At 61.8% G+C, this 22,206-nt stretch carries 16 protein-coding genes and 1 pseudogene; 13 read left to right on the top strand and 4 right to left on the bottom strand.

Annotated elements, in window-relative coordinates:
• Positions 1-41: 41 nt before the first annotated feature.
• Positions 42-953, bottom strand: a pseudogene (locus ACPRTJ_RS18315) (methyl-accepting chemotaxis protein); the annotation flags it as partial.
• Between the two features lie 363 nt (positions 954-1,316).
• On the opposite strand from ACPRTJ_RS18315, the gene ACPRTJ_RS18320 reads away from it, so the two are divergent.
• The gene (locus ACPRTJ_RS18320; protein ID WP_104572107.1) at positions 1,317-2,195 is read left to right on the top strand and encodes a DUF2242 domain-containing protein; all 879 of its coding nucleotides are present in this window, start codon (positions 1,317-1,319) and stop codon (positions 2,193-2,195) included.
• A 287-nt stretch (positions 2,196-2,482) separates the two neighbouring features.
• Here ACPRTJ_RS18320 and ACPRTJ_RS18325 read toward each other — a convergent pair whose 3' ends face one another.
• Positions 2,483-3,523: an AraC family transcriptional regulator gene (locus tag ACPRTJ_RS18325; protein ID WP_043862838.1), complete on the bottom strand. Its 1,041-nt coding sequence runs from the start codon at positions 3,521-3,523 to the stop codon at positions 2,483-2,485.
• Between the two features lie 3 nt (positions 3,524-3,526).
• On the bottom strand, positions 3,527-4,648 hold the full coding sequence (locus tag ACPRTJ_RS18330) for a carbon-nitrogen hydrolase family protein (RefSeq protein WP_078479725.1): 1,122 nt from the start codon (positions 4,646-4,648) through the stop codon (positions 3,527-3,529).
• A 188-nt stretch (positions 4,649-4,836) separates the two neighbouring features.
• Here ACPRTJ_RS18330 and ACPRTJ_RS18335 point away from each other — a divergent pair, with 188 nt between their 5' ends.
• Complete coding sequence (locus ACPRTJ_RS18335) at positions 4,837-5,973, top strand: hypothetical protein (protein WP_058541088.1); 1,137 nt, start codon at positions 4,837-4,839, stop codon at positions 5,971-5,973.
• Between the two features lie 17 nt (positions 5,974-5,990).
• Positions 5,991-7,043 carry a hypothetical protein gene (locus ACPRTJ_RS18340; protein ID WP_116055089.1) on the top strand — a complete coding sequence of 351 codons (1,053 nt, stop codon included), beginning with the start codon at positions 5,991-5,993 and terminating at the stop codon, positions 7,041-7,043.
• Positions 7,044-7,068: 25 nt separating this feature from the next.
• On the opposite strand, the gene ACPRTJ_RS18345 is transcribed toward ACPRTJ_RS18340, so the two are convergent.
• Positions 7,069-7,449 carry a RidA family protein gene (locus tag ACPRTJ_RS18345; protein WP_043862834.1) on the bottom strand — a complete coding sequence of 127 codons (381 nt, stop codon included), beginning with the start codon at positions 7,447-7,449 and terminating at the stop codon, positions 7,069-7,071.
• Between the two features lie 468 nt (positions 7,450-7,917).
• Between ACPRTJ_RS18345 and ACPRTJ_RS18350 the strand changes: the two genes are divergently transcribed.
• The 10 genes from ACPRTJ_RS18350 (at position 7,918) to ACPRTJ_RS18395 (ending at position 22,172) form a co-directional block, all read left to right on the top strand.
• On the top strand, positions 7,918-8,436 hold the full coding sequence (locus ACPRTJ_RS18350) for an Hcp family type VI secretion system effector (RefSeq protein WP_043859617.1): 519 nt from the start codon (positions 7,918-7,920) through the stop codon (positions 8,434-8,436).
• A gap of 95 nt (positions 8,437-8,531) precedes the next feature.
• Positions 8,532-11,489 carry a type VI secretion system tip protein VgrG gene (locus ACPRTJ_RS18355; protein WP_426427165.1) on the top strand — a complete coding sequence of 986 codons (2,958 nt, stop codon included), beginning with the start codon at positions 8,532-8,534 and terminating at the stop codon, positions 11,487-11,489.
• Complete coding sequence (locus ACPRTJ_RS18360; RefSeq protein ID WP_104572791.1) at positions 11,486-16,249, top strand: RHS repeat-associated core domain-containing protein; 4,764 nt, start codon at positions 11,486-11,488, stop codon at positions 16,247-16,249. Before ACPRTJ_RS18355 ends, ACPRTJ_RS18360 begins: the two co-directional genes overlap by 4 nt.
• Positions 16,250-16,256: 7 nt before the next feature.
• Entirely contained in the window at positions 16,257-16,556 is a 300-nt protein-coding gene (locus ACPRTJ_RS18365) for a hypothetical protein (RefSeq protein WP_146095030.1), read from the top strand.
• A 722-nt stretch (positions 16,557-17,278) separates the two neighbouring features.
• A complete protein-coding gene (locus ACPRTJ_RS18370; RefSeq protein WP_146095029.1) occupies positions 17,279-17,746 on the top strand; it encodes a DUF6714 family protein in 468 nt (155 codons plus the stop codon).
• A 28-nt stretch (positions 17,747-17,774) separates the two neighbouring features.
• Positions 17,775-18,191 (top strand): hypothetical protein, encoded by a 417-nt coding sequence (locus tag ACPRTJ_RS18375; protein ID WP_146095028.1) that lies wholly within the window; start codon positions 17,775-17,777, stop codon positions 18,189-18,191.
• 29 nt (positions 18,192-18,220) lie between these two features.
• On the top strand, positions 18,221-18,520 hold the full coding sequence (locus ACPRTJ_RS18380; RefSeq protein WP_146095027.1) for a hypothetical protein: 300 nt from the start codon (positions 18,221-18,223) through the stop codon (positions 18,518-18,520).
• 111 nt (positions 18,521-18,631) lie between these two features.
• The gene (locus tag ACPRTJ_RS18385; protein ID WP_104572789.1) at positions 18,632-19,405 is read left to right on the top strand and encodes an alpha/beta fold hydrolase; all 774 of its coding nucleotides are present in this window, start codon (positions 18,632-18,634) and stop codon (positions 19,403-19,405) included.
• 64 nt (positions 19,406-19,469) lie between these two features.
• Positions 19,470-19,970 carry a DUF2199 domain-containing protein gene (locus ACPRTJ_RS18390; protein ID WP_104572788.1) on the top strand — a complete coding sequence of 167 codons (501 nt, stop codon included), beginning with the start codon at positions 19,470-19,472 and terminating at the stop codon, positions 19,968-19,970.
• Between the two features lie 165 nt (positions 19,971-20,135).
• Positions 20,136-22,172: an NADPH-dependent 2,4-dienoyl-CoA reductase gene (locus ACPRTJ_RS18395; RefSeq protein WP_054916686.1), complete on the top strand. Its 2,037-nt coding sequence runs from the start codon at positions 20,136-20,138 to the stop codon at positions 22,170-22,172.
• Positions 22,173-22,206 lie beyond the last annotated feature (34 nt).

Genomic DNA, 22,206 nt, shown 5'->3' on the forward strand with positions numbered 1-22,206 from the left:
TGGGAGAGGGCTTGGAGCAACTGGCCAAACTCGTCACGGCGCAGCTCGCTGCTGTTATCCCTCAGGTCGCCGGCACCGATACGACGCGCGATCACTACGGCCTGCTGCAACGGCTGGGTGATCTGGCGGATGATCACCCAGCCGATCGCACCGCCCAGCAGCATGGCGCCAACCAGCAGCCCGAGCATCAGCGCACGGCTGTGGCTGGACTCGTCGACGCTGAGCTGATTCTGGCGTGCGATCAGCGTATTGATCGCTTCCAGGCTGGTTTCGATATTGCTCACCAGCACCGTACGGCTGCGGGCCTGCTGCTCGACATCGCGGGCAAAGCGCTCGGCCAGTTGCATGTACTGGTCCAGGTCGGAGGGCAATCTACCCAGTTGCGGGTGACGGCTGCCCAGGCGCTTCACGCTGTCATTGGCGCGCGTGTGGGCCTCACGCACCGTGTCCAGGCGTTTGGTGCTGCCCTCGCGCATCATGGCCAGGCTGTTCTGGCGCAGGTCGCTCAGGGCGTCGTTGAGGGTGGCAAGGTCGCGACGGACGTTACTGGCGTCGTCCTGGTACAGCGCCTGGGTCAGTGTACGTACATCGTTCTGCAGGCTGCTTCCCAGGCGTTCGGAATCGGCCTGGATGCGGCCTATGTCCTGCTGGGCGGTTTGCAGCTGGCGAAACTGCTGCATGTAGCCCTGCATGTTTTCCAGCACGTGTTGCAACTGCTGCCTGGACACTGCGTCGTCCAGGCGCTGGAGGTTCTCCTCGATCAGCGCCACCAGGGTGCTGTAAGAGGTGTTCAATTGCGCCGCAAGGTTTTCATCGCCGTGGTGTTCATACGACAGGCGCGCGGCGCGAATGTCATTGGTGTGGTCGAGCACGTGATTGACCGACACCAGCCGATCGGCACGGGTGGTCAGGGTGTTGAGGCTGCGAATGCCGATCACGGCGAGGAGCGCCATCAGCAGCACGATACTCGCGAAACCGAGGGCCAGCTTCACTTTCACCGATATGTTTTTCACCTTGAATGCTCCTGGGTCGATGGTCAGTGGCTGAAGTAGTGGCGTATTGCCATTTTCTGTCGCATGCCAGGCCAGTATTGATGGGCTCAAGGTGTAGCGGGGAGTCAGACATTTCCCGGTATGACGTGGGAAAGCTGGTTAAATAGTGAGCGAAAAAAATCGCGACCAATGGTTCAGGACGGCTGTGTAGTGCAGGCCAGCCGCTGTGCAGGTGAAATTTAGTGCCGGATCGCCCGGTTGCGGTTTCAGTCATCTGCGGATGTGATGCACAATAGGCGCCGACCGTTTTTCGCAGGATTTTCAATGTCAAAGTCAACCGTCTTCACTGCGCTCGGGCTGGCCCTTGTGCTGGCGGGCGTTGCCGGCTGTTCCTCGAAGAAAGCCGCCATCTACGAACACGAGAACTTCGACGACTCGGGCACCTTCTCGCGCAGCTTTCCGGTCAGCGAAGCAGGTACCTGCGAGGCTGCCCGGCGCGCGCTGCTCAGCCAGGGCTACATCATCACCACCAGCGAACCGGGCCAGGTCAATGGCAACAAGAGCTTCCAGCAGACGGGCGACTCGCACCTGCAGATCAGCTTCAACGTGGTCTGTGCCAACGACACCGGTTCCGGTCAGCGCTCGACCATGTTCGCCAATGCCCTGCAGGACCGTTATGCGCTGAAAAAATCTAACACTTCGGCCAGCCTCGGGGTGGGTGTGCTGGGGTCGGTGTCGATGCCGATCGGCTCGTCGGACGACTCCATGGTCAAAGTGGCCAGCGAAACGGTGACCTCGCCCAAGTTCTACGAGCGCTACTTTGCGTTGGTCGAGAGTTTCCTGCCCAAGCCGAGCAAGAAGGCCAAGGTCGAGCCCAAGGCCGAACCCGCCAAGCCGGCTCTCGACCTGGGAGTGCCCGAACCTGCGCCTGCTGCGCCAAGCGCTCCGGCCGTCGAGGCTGCGCCGGTGCAGCCTCCGGCCCCTGCGGCACCTGCCGAGGTTGCAGCGCCGGTGGTGGCGGTACCGGCAGCGCAAGCGCCGGCTGCACCGCTGGTCGACGACAGCAAGAGCTCGCAGCCTGTGGCGCCGCCCCAGGATGCGGCGCCGATCACGGTCGAACAGACTGCACCGCCCACCGAGCCTGCCGCCGCACCGGCGCAGCCTCCAGCGGCCCCGACGGCCGACGCGCCTGCGCCGCTGTGACGCATCGGATAAATCATCGATTGCCTGCTACGTTTATCTCAATGGGCTGAGCGCTTGTAATTTTCGCTGGCTTGCCAGCGAAGGGCGAGCCACCTTGCGCCAGCCTGTCACGTCACGGTCATTTTTTCTTCACCTGGGCACTTTAGGGTGAAGCACGACTCAATGACATGATCGAGAAAACCAAGGAGCAGGCAATGGACGACTATCAAGAAGAACTGCTGGAATACCGCGCATTCGAACTCGACCCGCCAGAGCCGGCCGAAGACGCTACCGAGCTCTGATCGGGCTCATGCGCCCCGCCGCTGGCTGCGGCGAAAGTCCCCCGGCGTCACGCCGTTCCAGCGCTTGAATGCGCGCTGAAAGGCCTCTGCCGACGCAAACCCCAGCAGGTAGGCTATTTCGCCAAAGGCCAGCTCCGTGTCGCGGATGTAGGTCACAGCCAGATCGCGGCGCGTGTCGTTCAGAATCGCCCGAAACTGCGTGCCTTCCTCGGCCAGCTTGCGCCGTAAGGTCCAAGTGGGCAGTTGCAGCTGCGCCGCCACTTCACCCAGGTCCGGTTCACGTCCGCCGTTGAGCAACGGCCCCAGCAGATGGGCGATACGCTCAGCCAGGCTGCGCATGCGCGTGCGCTCCGCCAGTTCCTGCTCGCATAGCTGCAACAGGTGCTGCCAGGTGCTGGGGCAATGGGCCGGGTTGCGCAGCGCCAGGCTGGCGCGGTCCAGGCGCAACTGATTATGTGTGGCCCCGAACTGCACCGGGCTGCTGCACAGGGCCTGGTAACGGTCGGCATAGGCGGGCGCGCAAAACTCGATCTCCATGCGCTCTGCCTGCACTGCCACCCCCACCAGCCCCGACAGTTGTGCCAGCCAGCCGGCCAGTACCGAGTCGACCACGAAGCGGTTGTAGTCGTTGTACGGGCTGATCGAATAGAAGCGCAGCCAGGCGCCCTGATTGTCCTCATGGAGGCTGGACTGGCCACGGTAGTTGGCGGCGTACAGCGGCTCGAACCGCACCAGCGTACGCGCGGCCTCGCCCAGGGTAGGGGCCTGGGCGGCGGCTACACCGGCCAGGCCGGCCTGGTTCAGGCGGCTCAGGCGGCCCATGTGTAAGCCCAGCGCCGGTTCGTTGCTGAGTGCAATGGCGGCATGCCCCAGGTGCATGTAGCGCGGAATCGACAGGCGCGCACCGGCTTCGGCCAGCCGTGCAGGCACAAGCCCGTAGCGTTGCAGAAGGGGGGCCGGATCATGCCCCAGTTGCTGCAGCGCCTGCGCAAGGCTCTGGATGAACCCCACCGACAGATCCCCCAGGCGTACCCGTGGTCGGTTCATCGGTTACAGCCAGAGGTTGAGCAGGCGCGCGCCGGGATGACTGCTGGCACTGACGTAGTGCCCGTCGCGGCTGGTGAAGCCCAGGCCGTCGCCGGCAATTTCCCAGAACTGGCCGCGCAGGAACACGCTCAGCAGGGCGGTATCGGCGCTTTGGCCGTGGCCGATCAGGCGCTGCCAGGCCTGGCCTTCCTCGACCTGGCCGGCCTTGAGCGGCAGGCTCACGGCCATCGGCTGGTGGCGGTTGCCGCGCCAGGGGGCGGTCCAGCTGTCTCGGCCGCTGATGAAGGCGGGTACCGCGATCAGTTGTGCCGACTGCGCGGCCAGTTGCTGGTAGTTGGCCGGGTACCAGCTGTCGCTGCCCACCAATACGCCGAGGCGGCCTGCGGGTGTATCGAATACTTGCAGCGGATAGGCATCGCCGCTGCGGATGAAGCGGCGCACTTCACTGTCGGGGTATTGCTGGCGTTGCGGCTGGCCGATCACCTTGCCGTCGCTGGCGAATACCACGCCGTTGTTGTACAGCGCGCCGCTGCCACTGTGAAGGATGCCTTGCTCTGCATACGGCGTGGGCAGCACGATGGAACCGGCCACCAGGGTCACGCCGAACTCCCTGGCCAGGCCGCCGAACAGTTGCTGGTAGTCGGCTGCCATCTGCGTGGCCTTCATGCGCAGGTGCGCATCGGCGCGGCGGTCGTCGCCCTCGGCGTTGAACATCGCCAGCCCGTAGCGCAGCGGGTTGCTCAGCTCCAGCCATTGCCAGGCCTCCTGCAGGCGGGTGACCTGGTACAGCTCTTTCTTTTCGCCGCGGGCCCACAGCCAGGTGCCGATATGCTCGGGCAGCACCACGATCGTGCGCGGGCCGACAAGGCCCTGGGTGCGAGCGTGTTCAAGGTAGGCGGCGAGCTTGCGGTGCAGCAGGGCCAGGTTCTGGTAGTCGCCCGGATACAGCAGTGGCTCGATGCCCAGCAGATTGCCCTTGTCGGCGGGCACGCCCTGGTTCAGCGCCACTTCAACACGAAGGTCGGACAGGTAGTGGCCGGCCGGGCGTTGTTCGGTCCACAGGCCATAGCCCAGGAGCATGGCAGTCAGAACAAGCGCCAGGGCGCCAAGCAGAAGTTTTCGCATGGAATCAGATGTATGTCCGCAGTTGCGTCGAGGGTACTGGAAACAGGGGGTTGGTGAAACATATCCTGCTCGCACTGGGCCCTGAGCCGAAGCATAGGACAGCTGCAGGCGTCTTAAATACTGGCGCACTTGCTATTTGCCATGGCGGATCTATCGTCGTTGTTACAGCCTTCCAAAGGATTGGCATCATGACGATACGGCTGGTCAGACTGCTGGTCATGGGCGGGGCCGCGCTGCTCGCATCCTGTGCGCTGTTCAACCCTTATGTGCAGAGTATCGCGCCTGAAACAAAGACTGCCACTGGCTCGCAACTGGCCAGCAAGATCCGCATGGAGCTCCAGGGCAAGACCAACGGATTGGCCTACTGGCAGTCGGGATCGTCATTGGCGCTGGCAGGTGCGCTGGGTCTTGGGGGCTACAAGGCCGTCACTGCAGGCAACGGTCACCAGGTGGCAGCGCTTGCGGCTGGCAGTGCATCGCTCTATGGTTTTTCCGCTGCGCAGTACAAACCCACCAGAGAGCAGCTTTATCACCGTGGCGTGCAAGCGGTGATGTGTGTCGAGTCGATATACGAGCGGGCCAGCCTGGAGGAGGGTAACGAGCTGATAAGGCGCATCGCCCAGCTGAAGGCTGGCTCTGGAGCCGTGTCGATTACCAATGCCTACTCGTTGTATGGCGCGATTTCCAGGGCGAAGGCATTCGACAGGGTGTACAAGGAGAAACTGGTCGAAATCGTCGCGGCGCTCAATAACTACCTGGCTGCATTGCAGCCTGCCCCTGAGGTGACGTACCGGATCATCTCCGACGCGATCGGGTCACGGCCGGTTCCCCCGCCGGACGGCACGAAGAACGCGTGGTCAGCCGGCCTGGCGCCTATTTCCATCAATGGACGTTTCAATGCCCAGCAGCAGCTCCAGGCGGCCTTGCTGGCCGATGAGGCCAATGAATGGATTGCGCGCATCTACACCACTGCACCGGGCTTTGACAGTGATGCTCCCGGTTGCAACCCGTTTCAGGGGCAAGTGCCCTCGATCAAAGGTCTGCCATCCGGATCCACACTGGACATGGTGGCAGGCGGGCAGGAGCGCTTTCTGATCCTGAACTCCTCCGGCGACCTGCGCATCACCTACGCAACCCAGGACTCATCCGATCAGGGCGCTGCCGAAATCAGAGTGATTACTGAAAACAGAAGCTACTGGGTGGAGGTCAAGGCGCTCAGGCAGACCCAGAAACCGCTGAAGGCCTATCTGACGGATAGCCAGAAGGGCGAAGTCACCATCGACTTCTACATCAGTATCTCCGCCGCTCCTGCGGCTGGTCCTTGAGCTGGGGGGGATCGAGAATGTCTGGCGCAACGGTACTGTCCGGGCTTGCTGCGGGCTTTCTGCTCACCGCGTCAATGGCTTCAGGCGCCGAGGATTGCGGTACGCCTGGCACACTGACCAGCAGCAAGGGTGATTCCCGAGTGTTGGTGACGCGAGTGTTCAAGGATGGCTCGATCGCCGTGCGTGCGCGGCTGGCAGTGAATCCGGATGGTGGCAAGGGCGCCTACACCGTTGGCGATCATGGGTTCACCTATATCGCCAACGGCCTTTCGATCATGCGCAAAGGTGTCCGCTATCGATGCGACCTTGATTGCCGAAACGCTTTTCTGAAGGCGGAACTCAAAGGGTTTGCCGAGCACACGCCCGAGTTCTGCGTGTATGCCATGGAAGTCGAGCCCTTTGCGCCAGGGCAGGCCAGAACATCCTGCGGCAATGGGCGCTACCTCATCGGAAATGGCAAGGGCCGCCTGCGCAAGGGGCCGCTGCTTGACACCGTGAGCGGCGCCACGGTGCAGAGCTATGTTTCCACCACCTCATTGCGCCACAAGGTGGATGGCCAGGTGCAGCCTCTGGACTCCGAGACACTGCCCATAGCGGTGGCCGCCAAGGCGAGCATGCTGGGATCGATCGTCTGGGTCGCAGGCAAGGGCCTGCACGGCACGTTCGCGCTTGTGGGCGAAAGCGGGCCGGCTTTTGGCGAAGGCTCAATCGCGCTGCACCAGTTGTTGCACACCAATGCAATCACCGCACAGGTATCCGGCCCTATCCCTGTGGGGCAGCGCTGCAGCGCTGTCGAGTCAGGCCTGACGCCCCCTTTTCGGTCGTCCCCGGACAAACCAGGGGACGGCTGCCGGAGAGGGCGAGCAGCCAGCAGCGCCAGCGATATCCGTGCCTACAACGGTATCAGCGAGCCAGTCGATTTCGTCGTGCTTGGCCAGGCTGGATTTTCCCGCAAAGGCGGGTTGATCGAGCAGACGGTGACTCGGCAGTCGATCGATGAGGCGGCTGCACGAGCCGGCTATACCCAGCAGCGTATCCGTCAGATGCTGGCCTGCCTGCCGCGGTCCTGAGCCAGGCGACCGCCTACGGCTGGTCTCAGCCCTTGGCCGCCATGGCCGTCACTTCCACGCGCATGCCTTCGACCGCAAGGGCGGCCACGCCAACTGCGGCCCGCACTGGCCATGGCTTGGCGAAAAAGCGCTGGTACACCGCATTGAAGGCGGCGCGGTCGGCCATGTCGGTGAGGTAGATGGTCAGGTGCATGACCCTGTCCATCGAGCTGCCGGCGCGCTCCAGTGCCACCTTCAGGGCTTGCAGGGTGCATTCGCTCTGCAGGGTGATGTCGCCCAGTTCCAGGCTGCCGTCTGCCCGGGTCGGGATCTGGGTGGAGACCAGCACGCCGCCGAAACCGACAACGTCGGAGGAGATGGAGTCGGCATCGAGATCGGGAACGAAGGTGAGGTCGTGGTTGGCCATGGGCAGCTCTCGTTTGAGGGGGGGACAAGTTGGCCGACAGTTTACAGGGTCATGGCGCATGAGGTGCGATGGCGAGCGCATTCAGTCGTCAGTGAGTGGGTGCCTGTCGGCGACGATCGATCGGTCAGTCGACGCTCGTTTTGCCTCTTGAAATGCTCGCGGCCGATTTCCCCAACTGCGCAACTTCTTGCGCACTCAAATGTGGATAACCCTGTGCATACATTGCTGCAGGCCATACTCAACGTGGCCTGCAGCCAACTGCGCAACTTCTTGCACAGTACTGCGCAAGAAGTTGCGCACTTTTTCGGGTTTTCTCGCGTAAAAGTGCTCAAAAAACGTACAGTAAAAACACAAGCTACTGATTAACAACAACTAAATTTAAGTTGGCACGGGTCTTGAACTGTCTCCTTGCAGCCGCACGGCATTTTTCGCCTGTCCGGCTTCACTTTTTGCAAGGAGCAAACCCCCATGGCAACACCTGCCTACATGTCCGTCACCGGCACCAAACAAGGCCTGATCACCGCCGGTGCCTTCACCGCCGATTCGGTCGGCAACACCTACCAGGAAGGCCACGAAGACCAGGTCATGGTCCAGGGCTTCAACCACGAAGTGATCATCCCGCGCGACCCGCAGTCCGGTCAGCCGACCGGCCAGCGCGTGCACAAGCCGGTGGTCATCACCAAGGTCTTCGACAAGGCCTCGCCCCTGCTGCTGGCCGCGCTGACCTCCGGCGAGCGCCTGACCGAAATCGTCATCCACTGGTACCGCACCTCGGCGGCCGGCACCCAGGAGCACTATTTCACCACCAAGCTCGAAGACGCGATCATCGTCGACATCAAGGACTACATGCACAACTGCCAGGACCCGGCCAACGCGCACTTCACCCACCTCGAAGACGTGCACTTCACCTACCGCAAGATCACCTGGACCCACGAAGTGTCCGGTACCTCCGGCTCGGACGACTGGCGTACCCCGGTCGCCGGCTAAGCCTGCGTTAGTTCACTGCCCCGGCCAGCCAGCCAGCCAGCATGGCCGGCCGGGGCAGCCTGTCACCCCAGTTTTTGCAGCGGGAGGAACATCGGATGTTCTCAGCGGCCAACCAGCCCCATTTCACCCTGACCCTGGACGGGGTCGACAGCGACTTTCAGGTGCTGTCGTTCAGCGGGCGCGAAGCGCTCAGCCAGCCGTTCGAATTCGAACTGGAGCTGGTCAGTGAACGGGCGTCGCTGAACCTCGAATCCCTCCTGCACACGCTCGCCTTCCTGCAGCTGTCGCCCAGCGGCAGCGGCATTCACGGGCTGGTCTACAGCGCCGCGCAGGGCGAGGCCGGGCGGCGCCTGTCGCGCTACCGGCTGGTGCTGCGCCCGCAGCTGGCGTACCTGGCACACCGCATCAACCAGCGCATCTTCCAGCACAAGACGGTGCCGCAGATCATCGCCCAGGTGCTCGAGGAGCACGGCATCCTCGCCAGCGACCACCGCTTCGTGCTCGGCGCGGTGTACCCCGAGCGGGTGTACTGCGTGCAGTACGACGAGTCCGACCTGCACTTCATCCAGCGCCTGTGCGAGGAGGAGGGTATCCACTACCACTTCCAGCACAGCCCGCAGGGCCATGCGCTGGTGTTCGGCGACGACCAGACCGTATTCCCCACACTGGCCCCGGTGGCCTACCAGCAGGACACCGGGCTGGTGGCCGACGTGCCGGTGATCAAGCGCTTCGGCCTGCGCCTGGCCACGCGCACCAGCCGCACCACGCGGCGCGACTACGACTTCACCAAACCGCGCATCCAGCTTGAAAGCGACGCCGACAGCGGTGCCGCGCCGGACCTGGAAGACTACGACTACCCGGCCCGCTTCAGCGACCGCGCGCGCGGCAAGCACCTGGCCACCCGCGCCCTGGAGCGCCACCGCAGCGACTACCGCCTGGCCGAGGGCCGCAGCGACCAGCCGAGCCTGGTCAGCGGGCATTTTCTGAGCCTGACCGAGCATGCCAACCCGGCCTGGAACGACCTGTGGTTGCTCACCGAAGTGCTGCATGAAGGCAAGCAGCCGCAGGTGCTCGAGGAGGTGATCAGCAGCGACGTCACCGACCTCAAGGATGACTTCCACCAGGGCTATCGCAACCGCTTCTGCGCCACGCCGTGGGACGTGCCCTACCGTCCGCCGCTGAGGCATCCCAAGCCCAAAGTGCTGGGTGCACAACGTGCGGTAGTGACCGGCCCCGAAGGCGAAGAGATCTATTGCGACGAGTACGGCCGGGTCAAGGTGCAGTTCTTCTGGGACCGCGAAGGCCAGTCGGACGACAAGACCACCTGCTGGATGCGCGTGGCCTCCAACTGGGCCAGCCAGAGCAGCTTCGGCGCCATCTCGCTGCCGCGTATCGGCATGGAGGTGCTGATCACCTTTCTGGAAGGCGACCCCGACCAGCCGCTGATCACCGGTTGCCTGTACCACGGCGCCAACCTGCCGCCGTACCGGTTGCCCGACTTCAAGACCCTGGCCACGGTCAAGAGCAAGGAATACAAGGGCAGCCGCAGCAACGAGCTGCGCATCGACGACACCACCAGCGAGATCAGCATCGCGTTGCGCAGCGACCACGGCGCCAGCGCGATCAACCTGGGCTACCTGACCCATCCGCGCCCCTCGGGCGGCCAGCCGCGGGGGGAGGGTTTCGAACTGCGCACCGACCGGCATGGGGCAGTGCGCGCGGCGGCGGGCCTGCTGCTGACCACCGAGCCGCGCCATCACGAAGCCAAGCACCACAAGGACCTGCCCGAGACCGCCGAACGCCTGGCTACTGCCAGCGAGCAGCAGGACGGCTTCGGCCAGCAGGCGCGCGAGGTGCAGGCGCAGGAGTCGGGCGATCAGGACGAGGTGGCCAAGGCCCTGCATGCGCAGCACCAGGGCATCGTCGGCAGCGGCCCGACCAACCAGAGCGCCAACGAGTTTCCCGAGTTCAGCGAACCGCACCTGGTGCTGGCCAGCCCGGCGGGCATCGCCCTGACCACGCCGCGCTCGACGCATGTCGCGACCGGTGAACACCTGGCGTTGAGCAGCACCGGGCATACGAGCCTGTCGATCGGCAAGCGGCTGCTGGCCAGTGCCAGCCAGGGCATGCGGTTGTTCGTGCAGAACATGGGCTGGCGGCTGATCGCCGTATCAGGAGATATCGACTTCCGTGCCCTGAAGAACAGCATCAACCTGCTGGCCAAGCTCGACATCACTGCCAATGCCGACCGCATCACCCTCACCGCCAAGACCGAACTGGTGGTGCAGGGTGGCGGCAGTGCCACCACCTACAACGCCAGTGGCATCACCCACGTGACCACCGGGCCGTACACCGCGCACGCGGCGAACTTCGCCCATGTGGGGCCCAAGAGCCTGGCCGGGACCTTTCCCGAGCCGCCCAAACCGGGCAAGGGCAACCTGGAGCTGTTCAACCTGTACGCCAATGCCAAGGGCATCCAGGCCGGCGATTACGAAGTGACCGATGCGCTGGGCACGGTGCTCGAGGGCAGCCTCGATGGCCAGGGGTTCAATGCCGTGTCGGGGGTTGCGCCGGGGCCGGCGTGGGTCAGGTTTGGTCTCGATACGGTCAACACCTGGAGCCTTGGCAGTTTTACCAAGGGCCTGCCCTGGCCGAGCCTGTCGGCCTTCGAAGAGGGCACGCCGTCGATGCTCGGTGCGATGCTCGACAAGCTCAAGCCTGATCCTGGCGGCAGCCTGATCGAAGAGGCCAAGCAACTCGCCGGCAAGGGCATGCATGCAGCAAAGGCCGGCAGTGACTTGCTCAACACCGGCCAAAGCGCGCTCCAAGGCATGCAGCAGATGCGGGGCGCAATGCAGGGCGGCATGGGTGGGCTGGCACAGCGGGTCAGCGCTTCCAGTGCAGTCGGTTCTACGCTGCCTGCCGCCTCGGCGGCGCTGAGTGCGGCGGGCCTGGCCGGCCTGCCAAGGTTGCCAGTACCCAAGCTGGCTGAACTCAAGGCTCACAGCCTGAACACTGTTACCGATTTGCTGCCAGGTGAACTGATCTCATGACTGAACATACCTACGCTTGCGACGACCACTCCCGCGCCTCGCAGGTAGCCATCACCCCGCTTCGCGAAATCCAGATAGAGGACGTTGGTCGTGGCGCCGTGGTCTTCGATGCCTGGCTACGTGAGGTCAGTGCCAGTTTTGCCACCCTTGAGCGCATCAGCGGTGTCGCCGGCAGTGTGCCCATGGCAGGCAATATCATTGCCTTGGTCGACGCGCTGGGGGATGTTGTCGCGCTGGCGCGCAGCAACGTACCTGAGCCCTTTGATTGCGCGAGCTTCGGGCTCAACCTGATCGGTCTGGTGGCTTCCCCTGCGAGCATGACCGCAGCACGCATGGCCTTGCGCCCGATGCTGTTCATCGTGCGCCAGGAGGGCAAGCGGGCGCTGGGTGATGCGCTGATGGAGCTGATGGCGGGCCACTTGAATGCTGACATCGTCGGTAGCCTGGATGACTTCGTCGAGCAGTCCCAGGGCAATCTCAAGGAGGCGTTGGCCCAGGCAGCAATCCTGGGCGAACAGATCATTCTCGACATCGCCTCAGGCCTCGGTGCTTTGGTTGCCGGCACTGCTGTGGGTGTGGCCAGCCCGGTCTCGGCGCCAGCTGGAAGCCGGCTTGTCCACGACCCGACGGCGAGCATCGACAACTATCTCCGGGCAGCCTTTGATGCCTACAAGGCGGCCGGCAAAGGCATGACCAGTGCTGCTGTCAGCGTTGCACTGGGGGACGAGGGCAAAGCTGGCCTACTGGCGCAGATTGCGCGCCTGCGGGAACTGGCGCCACAGGTGCGTGCTGAAATCCTTGAACTTTCCGATCCCGGCCGCCCTTGCTCCATTGAAGGCCTGCGCATGAAGCTGGCCAGCAGCGTAGAGCAATGGCGCACGCGCAACCCCCAGGTTGTGGTGGCCAACGTCAAGACCGCAGCCATCAGCACGGCCCAGCACCAGGCTGCCGACGGTAAGGTCGAAACGCAGAAGATGCAGAGCCCGGCGAGCCTGGAGGCCAACCAGTGCAAGAATGGCGCGCCCACCAGCACGTGCAACCGCATCAACTTCGCCTCGGGTAGCGAGACGCTTCAGCACACCGACTTCAGCCTGCCGGGGCCGTTTCCGATCGTGTGGACGCGTACCTATCATTCGCGCCTCGATGCCCTCGACAGCGCCAGCCTGGGCGCACGCTGGATCACCGAGTTCACCACGTGCATCGATGTGCTGGATGACGGCGTGCTGTTCCACGACGTGGATGGCCGCAGCCATGCCTACCCGCTGCCCAAGATCGGTATGTCGCACTATGACCCGGTGGAGTACAACGCCCTGGTACGCACCACCGACAGTCAGCTGATTCTCATGCGCGGGCTGGGGCGCAAGGAAACCTATGAGCGGGCAGGGGAGCGCTTCCTCCTCACGCATATCGTGCTGCGCAGTGGCGCAGGAGCCACGCTGCATTACGAGCACCGTCATCAGGGGCGCCCGGTACTCTCGGACATCAACACCTACCAGGAGAATGACCCTGCCAAGGTACACCTGCAACTCGGCACCATGCTTGACGGGCATGGCCGTATCCAGGGGCTCTGGCAGGTGGTCGATGGCAAGCCGCTGCGCCAGCTCTGCGCTTATCACCACGATCGGCTTGGCGACCTGGTAAGCGCCCAGGACGAGCATGGCGCTGCCTGGCAGTACGCGTACCAGCACCACCTGATCACGCGCTATACCGACCGTACCGGTCGTGGTCTCAACTTGCGCTGGGACGGCAGCGGCCCTCGCGCCAGGGCCGTGCACGAATGGGCAGACGACGGCAGCTTCGAGACTCGTCTCACTTGGGATGAACACATTCGCCTGACAACGGTGACTGACGCGTATGGCCAGCAGACCCGTCACTATTACGATGCGCAGGGCTACACCTATCGTATCGAGTACCCGGATGGGCGCTCGGAGTGGCTGTTTCGCGACCAGCGCAAGAACCTGATTCGCCACCTTCATGCCGACGGCAGCCAGGATCGTTTTGCCTACGACGAGCGAAGCAACCGGCTGCAACACATTCGTGCCGACCATAGCGTGGTGCATTACGCGTACAGCGACGATGATCAGCTGATCAAGGTTCGGGATGCTGAAGGTGGGCTGTGGCGACGGGACTACGACGAGCGCGGCAACCTGGTAGAGACGGTCGACCCGCTGGGCAACAAGACCGAGTTTGCCTACACCGCCACAGGCCAGGTCAAGGCAATCAAGGATGCTCACGGCAACGAGAAGAAACTCGGGTACAACGAGGCTGGGCAGATGCTCGAATACACCGACTGTTCGGGCAAGACCAGCCAGTGGCACTACAACGAATTCGGGCAACTGGTGGAAACCGCGAATGCGGCGGGCGACAAGACGCAGTACGAATACAAGGCGGGGCAGTTGGCCAAGGTGATTCATCCAGACAAAACCGAAGAGCGCTTCGAGCGTGATGCCGAAGGGCGCTTGCTCGCGCACCTGGATGCGCTGGATCGCTGTACTACCTGGTCCTATACGGCTGCCGGTCTGTTGGCTGAACGGGTGGATGCGAAGGAGCACACGTTGCGCTACCAGTGGGACAGGCTGGGGCGGTTGCTCAGCCTGGAGAACCAGAACGAGCAGTGCGCGTTTTACCAGTACGATCCCATGGGACGTCGAGTGGCAGAAACCGGCTTCGATGGTGTGACCGTCCGTTATCGGTACGACCCCTGCACTGGGCGCCTGGCGAGCAGCCAGGTGGGGCAGCGCCGCATCGATTTGCACCACGACCGCATGGGCCGGTTGATCGAGCGCACAGCGCACCTTGGCGATCAGCGCCAAACAGAGCGCTTTGCCTACGACGGCAATGGCAAGGTGCTGCAGGCGATCAACGACTCCAGCACACTGCAATGGTTCTATGACGACGCGGGCAACCTGACCCGTGAGCACCAGCATTACCTGGCAACGGGTACGCCGATGGTAGCGGTGTGGCTGCACGAGTACGACGCACTCAACCAGCGAATCGCCACCACGCGCCCGGATGGCCACAAGGTCAGCTGGCTGACTTACGGCAGCGGCCATCTCTTGGGCATGCGACTTGACCAGCACGAAATACTGGCTTATGAGCGCGACGATCTGCATCGCGAAGTCGCCCGCCATCAGGGCAACAAACTGACGCAAACGCAGGTATGGGACGCGCTAGGGCGTCCGCAAGAACAGTTGCTCACCAGTCATGACGGCCAATCCATTCTGTGCAAGCGCGAGTATCAATACGACCCGACCGGTCAACTGACAGACATCCTCGATACCCGTCGTGGTCACCTGGCCTACCAGTACGATCCGCTAGGCCGCCTGCTGCAGGCCAACAGCCGCCTGGGTGAAGAAACCTTTGCCTTCGACCCGGCCGGCAACCTGACGGACAAGGCGCGGCAACTGCATCGCCCGCTGGATAACGATGCCAGCTCCCACAAGGTGATGGACAACGTGCTGCGCGAATACGCGGGCAACCACTACACGTATGACGAGCGCGGTAACCTTGTGCAACGCTTGCACAACGGTGTGCCTGCCCACTTCAGCTGGGACTTGTTCAATCGCCTGGTGCGCTACAGCGACGACAGGCTCAGTGTGGAATACAGCTATGACGCCCTTGGTCGGCGGTTACACAAGCATGCCGTCGCCCATTACAAGGACAAGCCCGAGGCCGGCACCGGCTGGAATGCAATGCAGCGCAGCAAGCGTCAGCGCGAGCTGCACTGCGGTTCCACGCTGTACGGATGGGACGGCGAAACCCTGGCCTGGGAAAGCGCATTGCCCCTCGACGAGGGCGACACAGGCCGTACCGTTCACTACCTCTACGAACCGGGTCGCTTCGTGCCGGTGGCTCAAGCGTTGCACAAGCGCTCGATACGCCTGCTCAGGCAACCCGACTGGCAGGGCCGTCAATACGACATCGACCAGGACCCGCTCTGGCAGGCACTGCCCACTGCGCCAGCGTTCGACGTCATTGCCTGGTACCACTGCGACCACCTGGGCACGCCAATGGAGATCACCGACCACAACGGCAATGTTGCCTGGACGGGGCAGTACAAGGTGTGGGGTGAGGTTCGTGAAGAGCGCTCGTCGTGGGCCGCGCAGCATGGCGTGGGCAATCCGATTCGTTTTCAGGGGCAATACCACGACCCTGAAACGGGGCTGCATTACAACCGATTCCGTTACTACGAACCCCGCATGGCGCGCTATGTGTCGAGAGACCCGATCGGGATGCTGGGTGGGTTGAACGTGTACAGCTATGTGAGCAACAAGCCTGTTATGCGGGCTGACCCGTTGGGGCTGTTCGACCTGAACATGCCCGGCGTCGCGGAGCGCGCTTCACTGGGAAGTTGGATGTTGCAGAATGGTGCGACACCGGATGAGGTTTCCCGGGCGATGGCGCCGCCGCGGGCCAAACCTATTATGACTGGGGAGTGTAGGGCTTCTGCTACTGCTGCGGTAGGCACGGGCGTCTCGTTCGGTATGAGTGCAAACGAAAAAACCGGTGCGGCGGGGCAGGTGGCTATACCCGTTATGAGTGTAGGTGCTCGTGCGACTGCTAGTTGCGGTTTCAAATTCTCTGATCCTGACTCGAAGTCGTTGCCGGCGGCGGCGGGAGTTGGGGTAGCGCTAGGTATCATCCAGATTGATGTCACGCAGACCTCGACGTGGCCAGAACTGTATGTAGGTTTCGGGGCAGGAGTGGGGCCTGAGATCAAGACGCCTGCCAGCCCCGCTGTTTCAATTCCATTGTTCTAGGTGGTTTATGTGTGATGTATTGCAGTTCTTCCGTATTTTTTTATTTGTCCTCGGTGGGGTGTTTGTGGCGGCATCCGTCATTTATGCCAATCATTGTTGCAAGAAAAAAGGTATCAATATGAATACCTTTTCAGGCCTTTTTGAAATGTGGGGCATGGTCTTTAGGTTTGAAAACAAAAAACTGTCGATATTGATGCTGACAGCCGCCTTTGGGGGGCTGTGCGTAGCAGTCATTATTCTCGTGTTAACTTTGTGGGGGCAGAGCCAGGGGTGCATTTTTCCAATCAATGACAGATCAATGCGTTAAGCATATGGACCGGAAGCCATCATGTGGTTTGGAGTTTTCTGATCCTGATGCAAAGGAGTCAACGTAGGTGTGGGAGTAGGAATGGCGTTGATTCAGGGTTGTTTTAGGCAACCCTCAACCAGTCCGAGATTTATGTTTATAGGGGTGGCCCTGAAGTTAAAGCTCCTGCCGGCCCAGGTGTTACGTTTTTTAGGTAGTAGGTTATGTGCGGCGTAATACAGTTCGTTCGGATTTTTTTGTTTGTTATTTGTTGGGTTTTGTTGGTTTCTGCTGTGTTGTATGCAAGCGCGTACAGTAAGAAAAATGGCATCAACATGAATACGTTCTCAGGTATGTTAGAGGTGTGGGGCAAGGTTTTTAAGTTTGAGAGCAGGAAGCTGTCCATCCTCCTGCTGACTGCGGCCTATGGGGGGGCAGCTATAGGTATCGTTATTCTTGCGTTGACAATATGGGGGCAGAGCCATGGGTGTGATTTTAAAATTAATTATAGATAAATACGGTAAGCAGGGTGCGAGATATTGACAGGGCCTGTAAAGCGGGCGTCGTACTTGCAAGGGAGTTACCGATCCTGTGCAAGCTTCAATTCAGCGTGAGGTGAATCTGGAGTGTGCGTTAGCTCGTAATGCTGTAAATAATCGATATTTCGCTGTTGGGGATAAACAGCACCGAGATGAAGCAATCAAAGCGTGGGAGAGTGTAGCGCTATGCGAGAAGAAGATTCCATGAAAATGGAACGGCGCAGAATTCGAGAACAAATAAAACTCGCTTTTAAGTGTACAGCGCCGCCGGAGGCCTCTCAGATTGTAGCGTCTTCTTATCCTGAGCCCCTTCAGATCAGGGATTTTTTCAAGGGTCGGAATTGGTGGGATGTTACGCTAGATATATTGGTAGATGAATATGTTGGAGATGCATCTGCATGTTTGTCATTTATGGCCCCCGTCGGGATGAGGTATTATTTGCCAGCTTACCTTTTTATCGCATGTGAGCAATATGATGAAGGTGATGTAATTTCCAAGGAACTGCCATCAAGGCTGCTGATGTATGCCAGAGATGATGATCTTTATAAGATAAAATGTATGGATGACGCGAAGCAGGCGGCGGTTGCGCAGGTGCTTGAGTTTCTGGTTCAGGCCTATGACGATGAGGATGCTTACGAAGCGTTAGAGTTTTTTTGGGGTAAGTTTCTATGATAGTTGAGCATGCCATTGGTGAAGGCTGGTGGTTTATGATTCAGTTTGTTTAGTTGATTATGAGGTCGCGGTGAGTCAGTCGCGCGTTTTGTTAGGTGTGAAGCTCGCTCTCGCTGTCATGGTAGTAATTGCCTATCTTGCTTTCTGTTTACTTGCACTGCTCGCGGGTCTGGATTCACCCACACCTATTGAAGTAATTCGGCATGCTATTTTTGTGACGGGCTTGGTTCCACTGTGTGCTTGGTTGCGGGTTATTTTTGTGCTAAGCGTCAAGGGTGATGAAAATGTTTCCGCTCGTGATGACTATCACGTTGTATCACTTCGTGCTTTTTGCAGTGTCAGCCCACTAGGATGGCTTTTCATACTGGGGGCCCAGCTTGGCGAGTTCGCACTGTCGTGGGGGCGCAGTGTAAGGCGAAAAACGAGAATGTTTTGTCTGTCGTGATGTACCAGCCCCATTATTCTAGGTGAGTTATGTGCGACACGATTCAGTTTTTCAGAATTTCCTTGTTTGCTTTTTGTGGTGTTTCAATGGCGGCGGCGGTGATTTATGCAAATCAATTTTGCAAAAAGAGAGGCGTCAATATGAACACTTTTTCTGGCATGTTTGAAATGTGGGCGATGGTTTTCAAGTTTGAGCATAAAAAGCTGTCATTCATCATGTTGACTGCAACCTATGGCGGGGCACTCATGATTGTCGCTATTTTCGTACTGACCCTTTGGGGGCAGAGTAAGGGATGTGTCTTTCCGATCAATGACAGGACGATGCGTTAAGCAAAGGACTTCATACATGGCAATGAGGGCATCAGGGGTACCGCGTCGAAGGCGCAACGCATTAAACTGCCGCCGACAACCGCCACAGCGACATAATCAAGGGACCCTAAAATGACGACATTCACTCACCAGGACGGCCAGTACGTCGAAGTTGCCGGGGCACGCCTCTATTGTGAACAGCAAGGCAACCCACAGGGCCCGGTACTGGTTTTTCTGCACGGTGGCTTTGGCGACATCGAAACCTTCAATGCCATCACGCCAGCTCTGGCCGAACGTTATCGCCTGATCGGCATCGACAGCCGCGGCCAGGGCAAATCGACCCTGGGGCACCTGCCGCTGACCTACCAGCGCTTGCAACTGGATGTGGAGGCGGTTGCCCGGCAGTTGGGGCTTGAGCGCTTCAGCCTCGTCGGCCACAGCGATGGCGGCATTGCAGCGCTGCGCATCGCGGCTGCCGGGAGTGCTGGCATCGACAAACTGGTGACGATCGGTGCCCACTGGCAACTGAAAGCGGATGATCCCGTGCGCGGCATGTACAGCCGCGTGACCGGCGCGCGCTGGCGTGAGCTGTTCCCGCACAGCTACGAGCGCTACCTGCAGTTGAACCCCGAACCCGATTTCGACCGCCTGGCCGTGGCGTTGCGCGAGCTGTGGCTGGATTCAGGCGAGCAGGGCTACCCGAATGAAACGGTGTGCGGCATCACCGCCGATTTGCTGGTGATTCATGGCGATGAAGACCGCCTGGTAACGCGGGCCAACGCCTGCGAGCTGGCCGATCGGGTGGCGAATGCGCAACTGCTGAACATCCCGTTTACCGGGCATTCGCCGCACGAGGATCACCCCCAGTGGGTAATGCCTGCGCTCAAGGCACTGCTGGGCCTGTAACATGACGCTGCCGTTTGCGCGCCGCGCGGCTTGATCCGGCCTTAAGTGTCAAGGAGCACCCACCATGCGAGGCTTCCATTGCGCCACCTGTGGCGAGTATCACGACGAGCTGCCCACCACCTTCGGCGCGCCAGCCCCTGCCGCCTGGTATGACCTGCCGGAGGCAGAGCGCGAGCAGCGTGCGCCACTGTCCAGCGATCAGTGCATCATCGATGACACCCACCACTTCGTGCTCGGGCGCCTGGAAATCCCGATCATCGGCTCACCCGAGCCGTTCGTGTGGCTGACCTGGGTGGCGGTCAGCGAGGCGGATTTCTACCGCACCAGCGAACTGTGGGAAACCCCAGGTCGCGAGCGCGAACCACCTTATGCGGCACGTGTGCAAAGTGAGTTCCCCTATGAGGTTTCGACGCTCAACCTCAAGGCTACGCTGCAGACCCAGGCCCTGGGCGAGCGCCCGCTGGTGTTCGTGGACGCGGGGGATCACCCGCTCACCCTGCAGCAAAACACCGGCATCACCCACGATCAGGCTCGGCAACTGGCCGAACGCTGCCTGCATCCGTGAACAGGCCAGCGCCCCACGCACTGTCAGTTACGGTCATTAACTTGTAACTTTCGGTCATTGAGCCTCACTTCCAGGCGCATTACTGTCCCTCACAGATAACCGACGGGCCCCGCTGCACGCAGCGAGGCGCCCGCATTCCGTGATCAGTTCGCTGTGGAGTTCACCATGACCGCCGCTCAATACCCGCACCTGCTTGCCCCGCTGGACCTGGGCTTCACCACCCTGCGCAACCGCACCCTGATGGGCTCGATGCACACCGGCCTGGAAGAGAAACCCGGCGGTTTCGAGCGCATGGCGGCGTACTTTGCCGAGCGCGCCCGTGGTGGCGTCGGCCTGATGGTCACCGGCGGCATCGGGCCCAACGAAGAGGGCGGGGTGTACTCCGGCGCGGCCAAGCTGACAACGGCCGAAGAAGCGCAGAAGCACCGTATCGTTACCCAGGCGGTGCACGAGGCTGGCGGCAAGATCTGCATGCAGATCCTCCACGCCGGGCGCTACGCCTACAGCCCCAAGCAGGTGGCCCCCAGCGCGATCCAGGCGCCGATCAACCCGTTCAAGCCCCGCGAGCTGGACGAAGAGGGCATCGAGAAGCAGATCCAGGACTTCGTCACCTGCGCCACGCTGGCCCAGAGCGCCGAGTACGACGGCGTCGAGATCATGGGGTCCGAAGGCTACTTCATCAACCAGTTCCTGGCCGCCCACACCAACCATCGCACCGACCGCTGGGGGGGCAGCTACGAGAACCGCATGCGCCTGGCCGTGGAGATCGTGCGCCGGGTGCGCGAAGCGGTCGGCCCGAACTTCATCATCATCTTCCGCCTGTCGATGCTCGACCTGGTGGAAGGCGGCAGCAACTGGCAGGAGATCGTGCAGCTGGCCCAGGCCATCGAGCAGGCCGGCGCCACGCTGATCAACACCGGCATCGGTTGGCACGAGGCGCGGATCCCGACCATCGCCACCAAGGTGCCGCGTGCCGCGTTCAGCAAGGTCACCGCCAAGTTGCGCGGCGCGGTGCAGATCCCGCTGATCACCACCAACCGCATCAACACCCCGGAAGTCGCCGAGCAGATCCTTGCCGAAGGCGACGCCGACATGGTGTCGATGGCACGCCCGTTCCTGGCCGACCCGGACTTCGTCAACAAGGCCGCCGCCGGGCGCGGCGACGAGATCAACACCTGCATCGGCTGCAACCAGGCCTGCCTGGACCACACCTTCGGCGGCAAGCTGACCAGTTGCCTGGTCAACCCGCGGGCCTGCCATGAAACCGAACTCAACTACCTGCCGGTGGCCCAGCCCAAGCGCATTGCCGTGGTCGGCGCCGGCCCGGCCGGCCTGGCCGCCGCTACCGTGGCCGCCGAGCGTGGCCACCAGGTGACCCTGTTCGACTCGGCCAGCGAGATCGGCGGGCAGTTCAACGTGGCCAAGCGCGTGCCGGGCAAGGAGGAGTTCTTCGAGACCCTGCGCTACTTCAAGCGCAAGCTGCAGACCACCGGCGTGGAGCTGTGTCTGAACACCCGCGTCAATGTCGAGCAACTGGTGGAGGGCGGCTACGACGAGATCATCCTTGCGACCGGCATCGCGCCTCGCCTGCCGGCCATCGACGGTATCGATCACGCCAAGGTGCTGAGCTACCTGGACGTGCTGCTGGCGCGCAAGCCGGTGGGGCAGAAGGTCGCGGTGATCGGTGCCGGCGGCATCGGCTTCGATGTGTCGGAGTTCCTGGTGCACCAGGGCGTTGCCACCAGCCAGGACCGCGAGGCGTTCTGGAGGGAGTGGGGCATCGACACCCGGCTCGAAGCGCGCGGCGGCGTGGCGGGCATCCAGGCCGAGCCCCATGCTCCGGCGCGCCAGGTGTACCTGTTGCAGCGCAAGAAGACCAAGGTTGGCGACGGGCTGGGCAAGACCACCGGCTGGATCCACCGCACAGGCCTGAAGAACAAGCGGGTGCAGATGCTCAACAGCGTCGACTACCTGAAGATCGACGACGCCGGCCTGCATATCCGTATCGCCGAAGGCGAGCCGCAGGTACTGGCGGTGGACAACGTGGTGATCTGCGCCGGCCAGGACCCGCTGCGCGAGCTGCAGGATGGCCTGCTGGCCGCCGGGCAGTCGGTACACCTGATCGGCGGCGCGGACGTCGCCGCCGAGCTGGACGCCAAGCGCGCGATCAACCAGGGTTCACGCCTGGCGGCCGAGCTGTAAAGCGGTGGCGGGGGTGCGCTGGTAGACTGCGCGC

It is taken from the genome of Pseudomonas palmensis (assembly GCF_049942755.1).
In the GTDB taxonomy this organism is placed as follows: domain Bacteria; phylum Pseudomonadota; class Gammaproteobacteria; order Pseudomonadales; family Pseudomonadaceae; genus Aquipseudomonas; species Aquipseudomonas palmensis.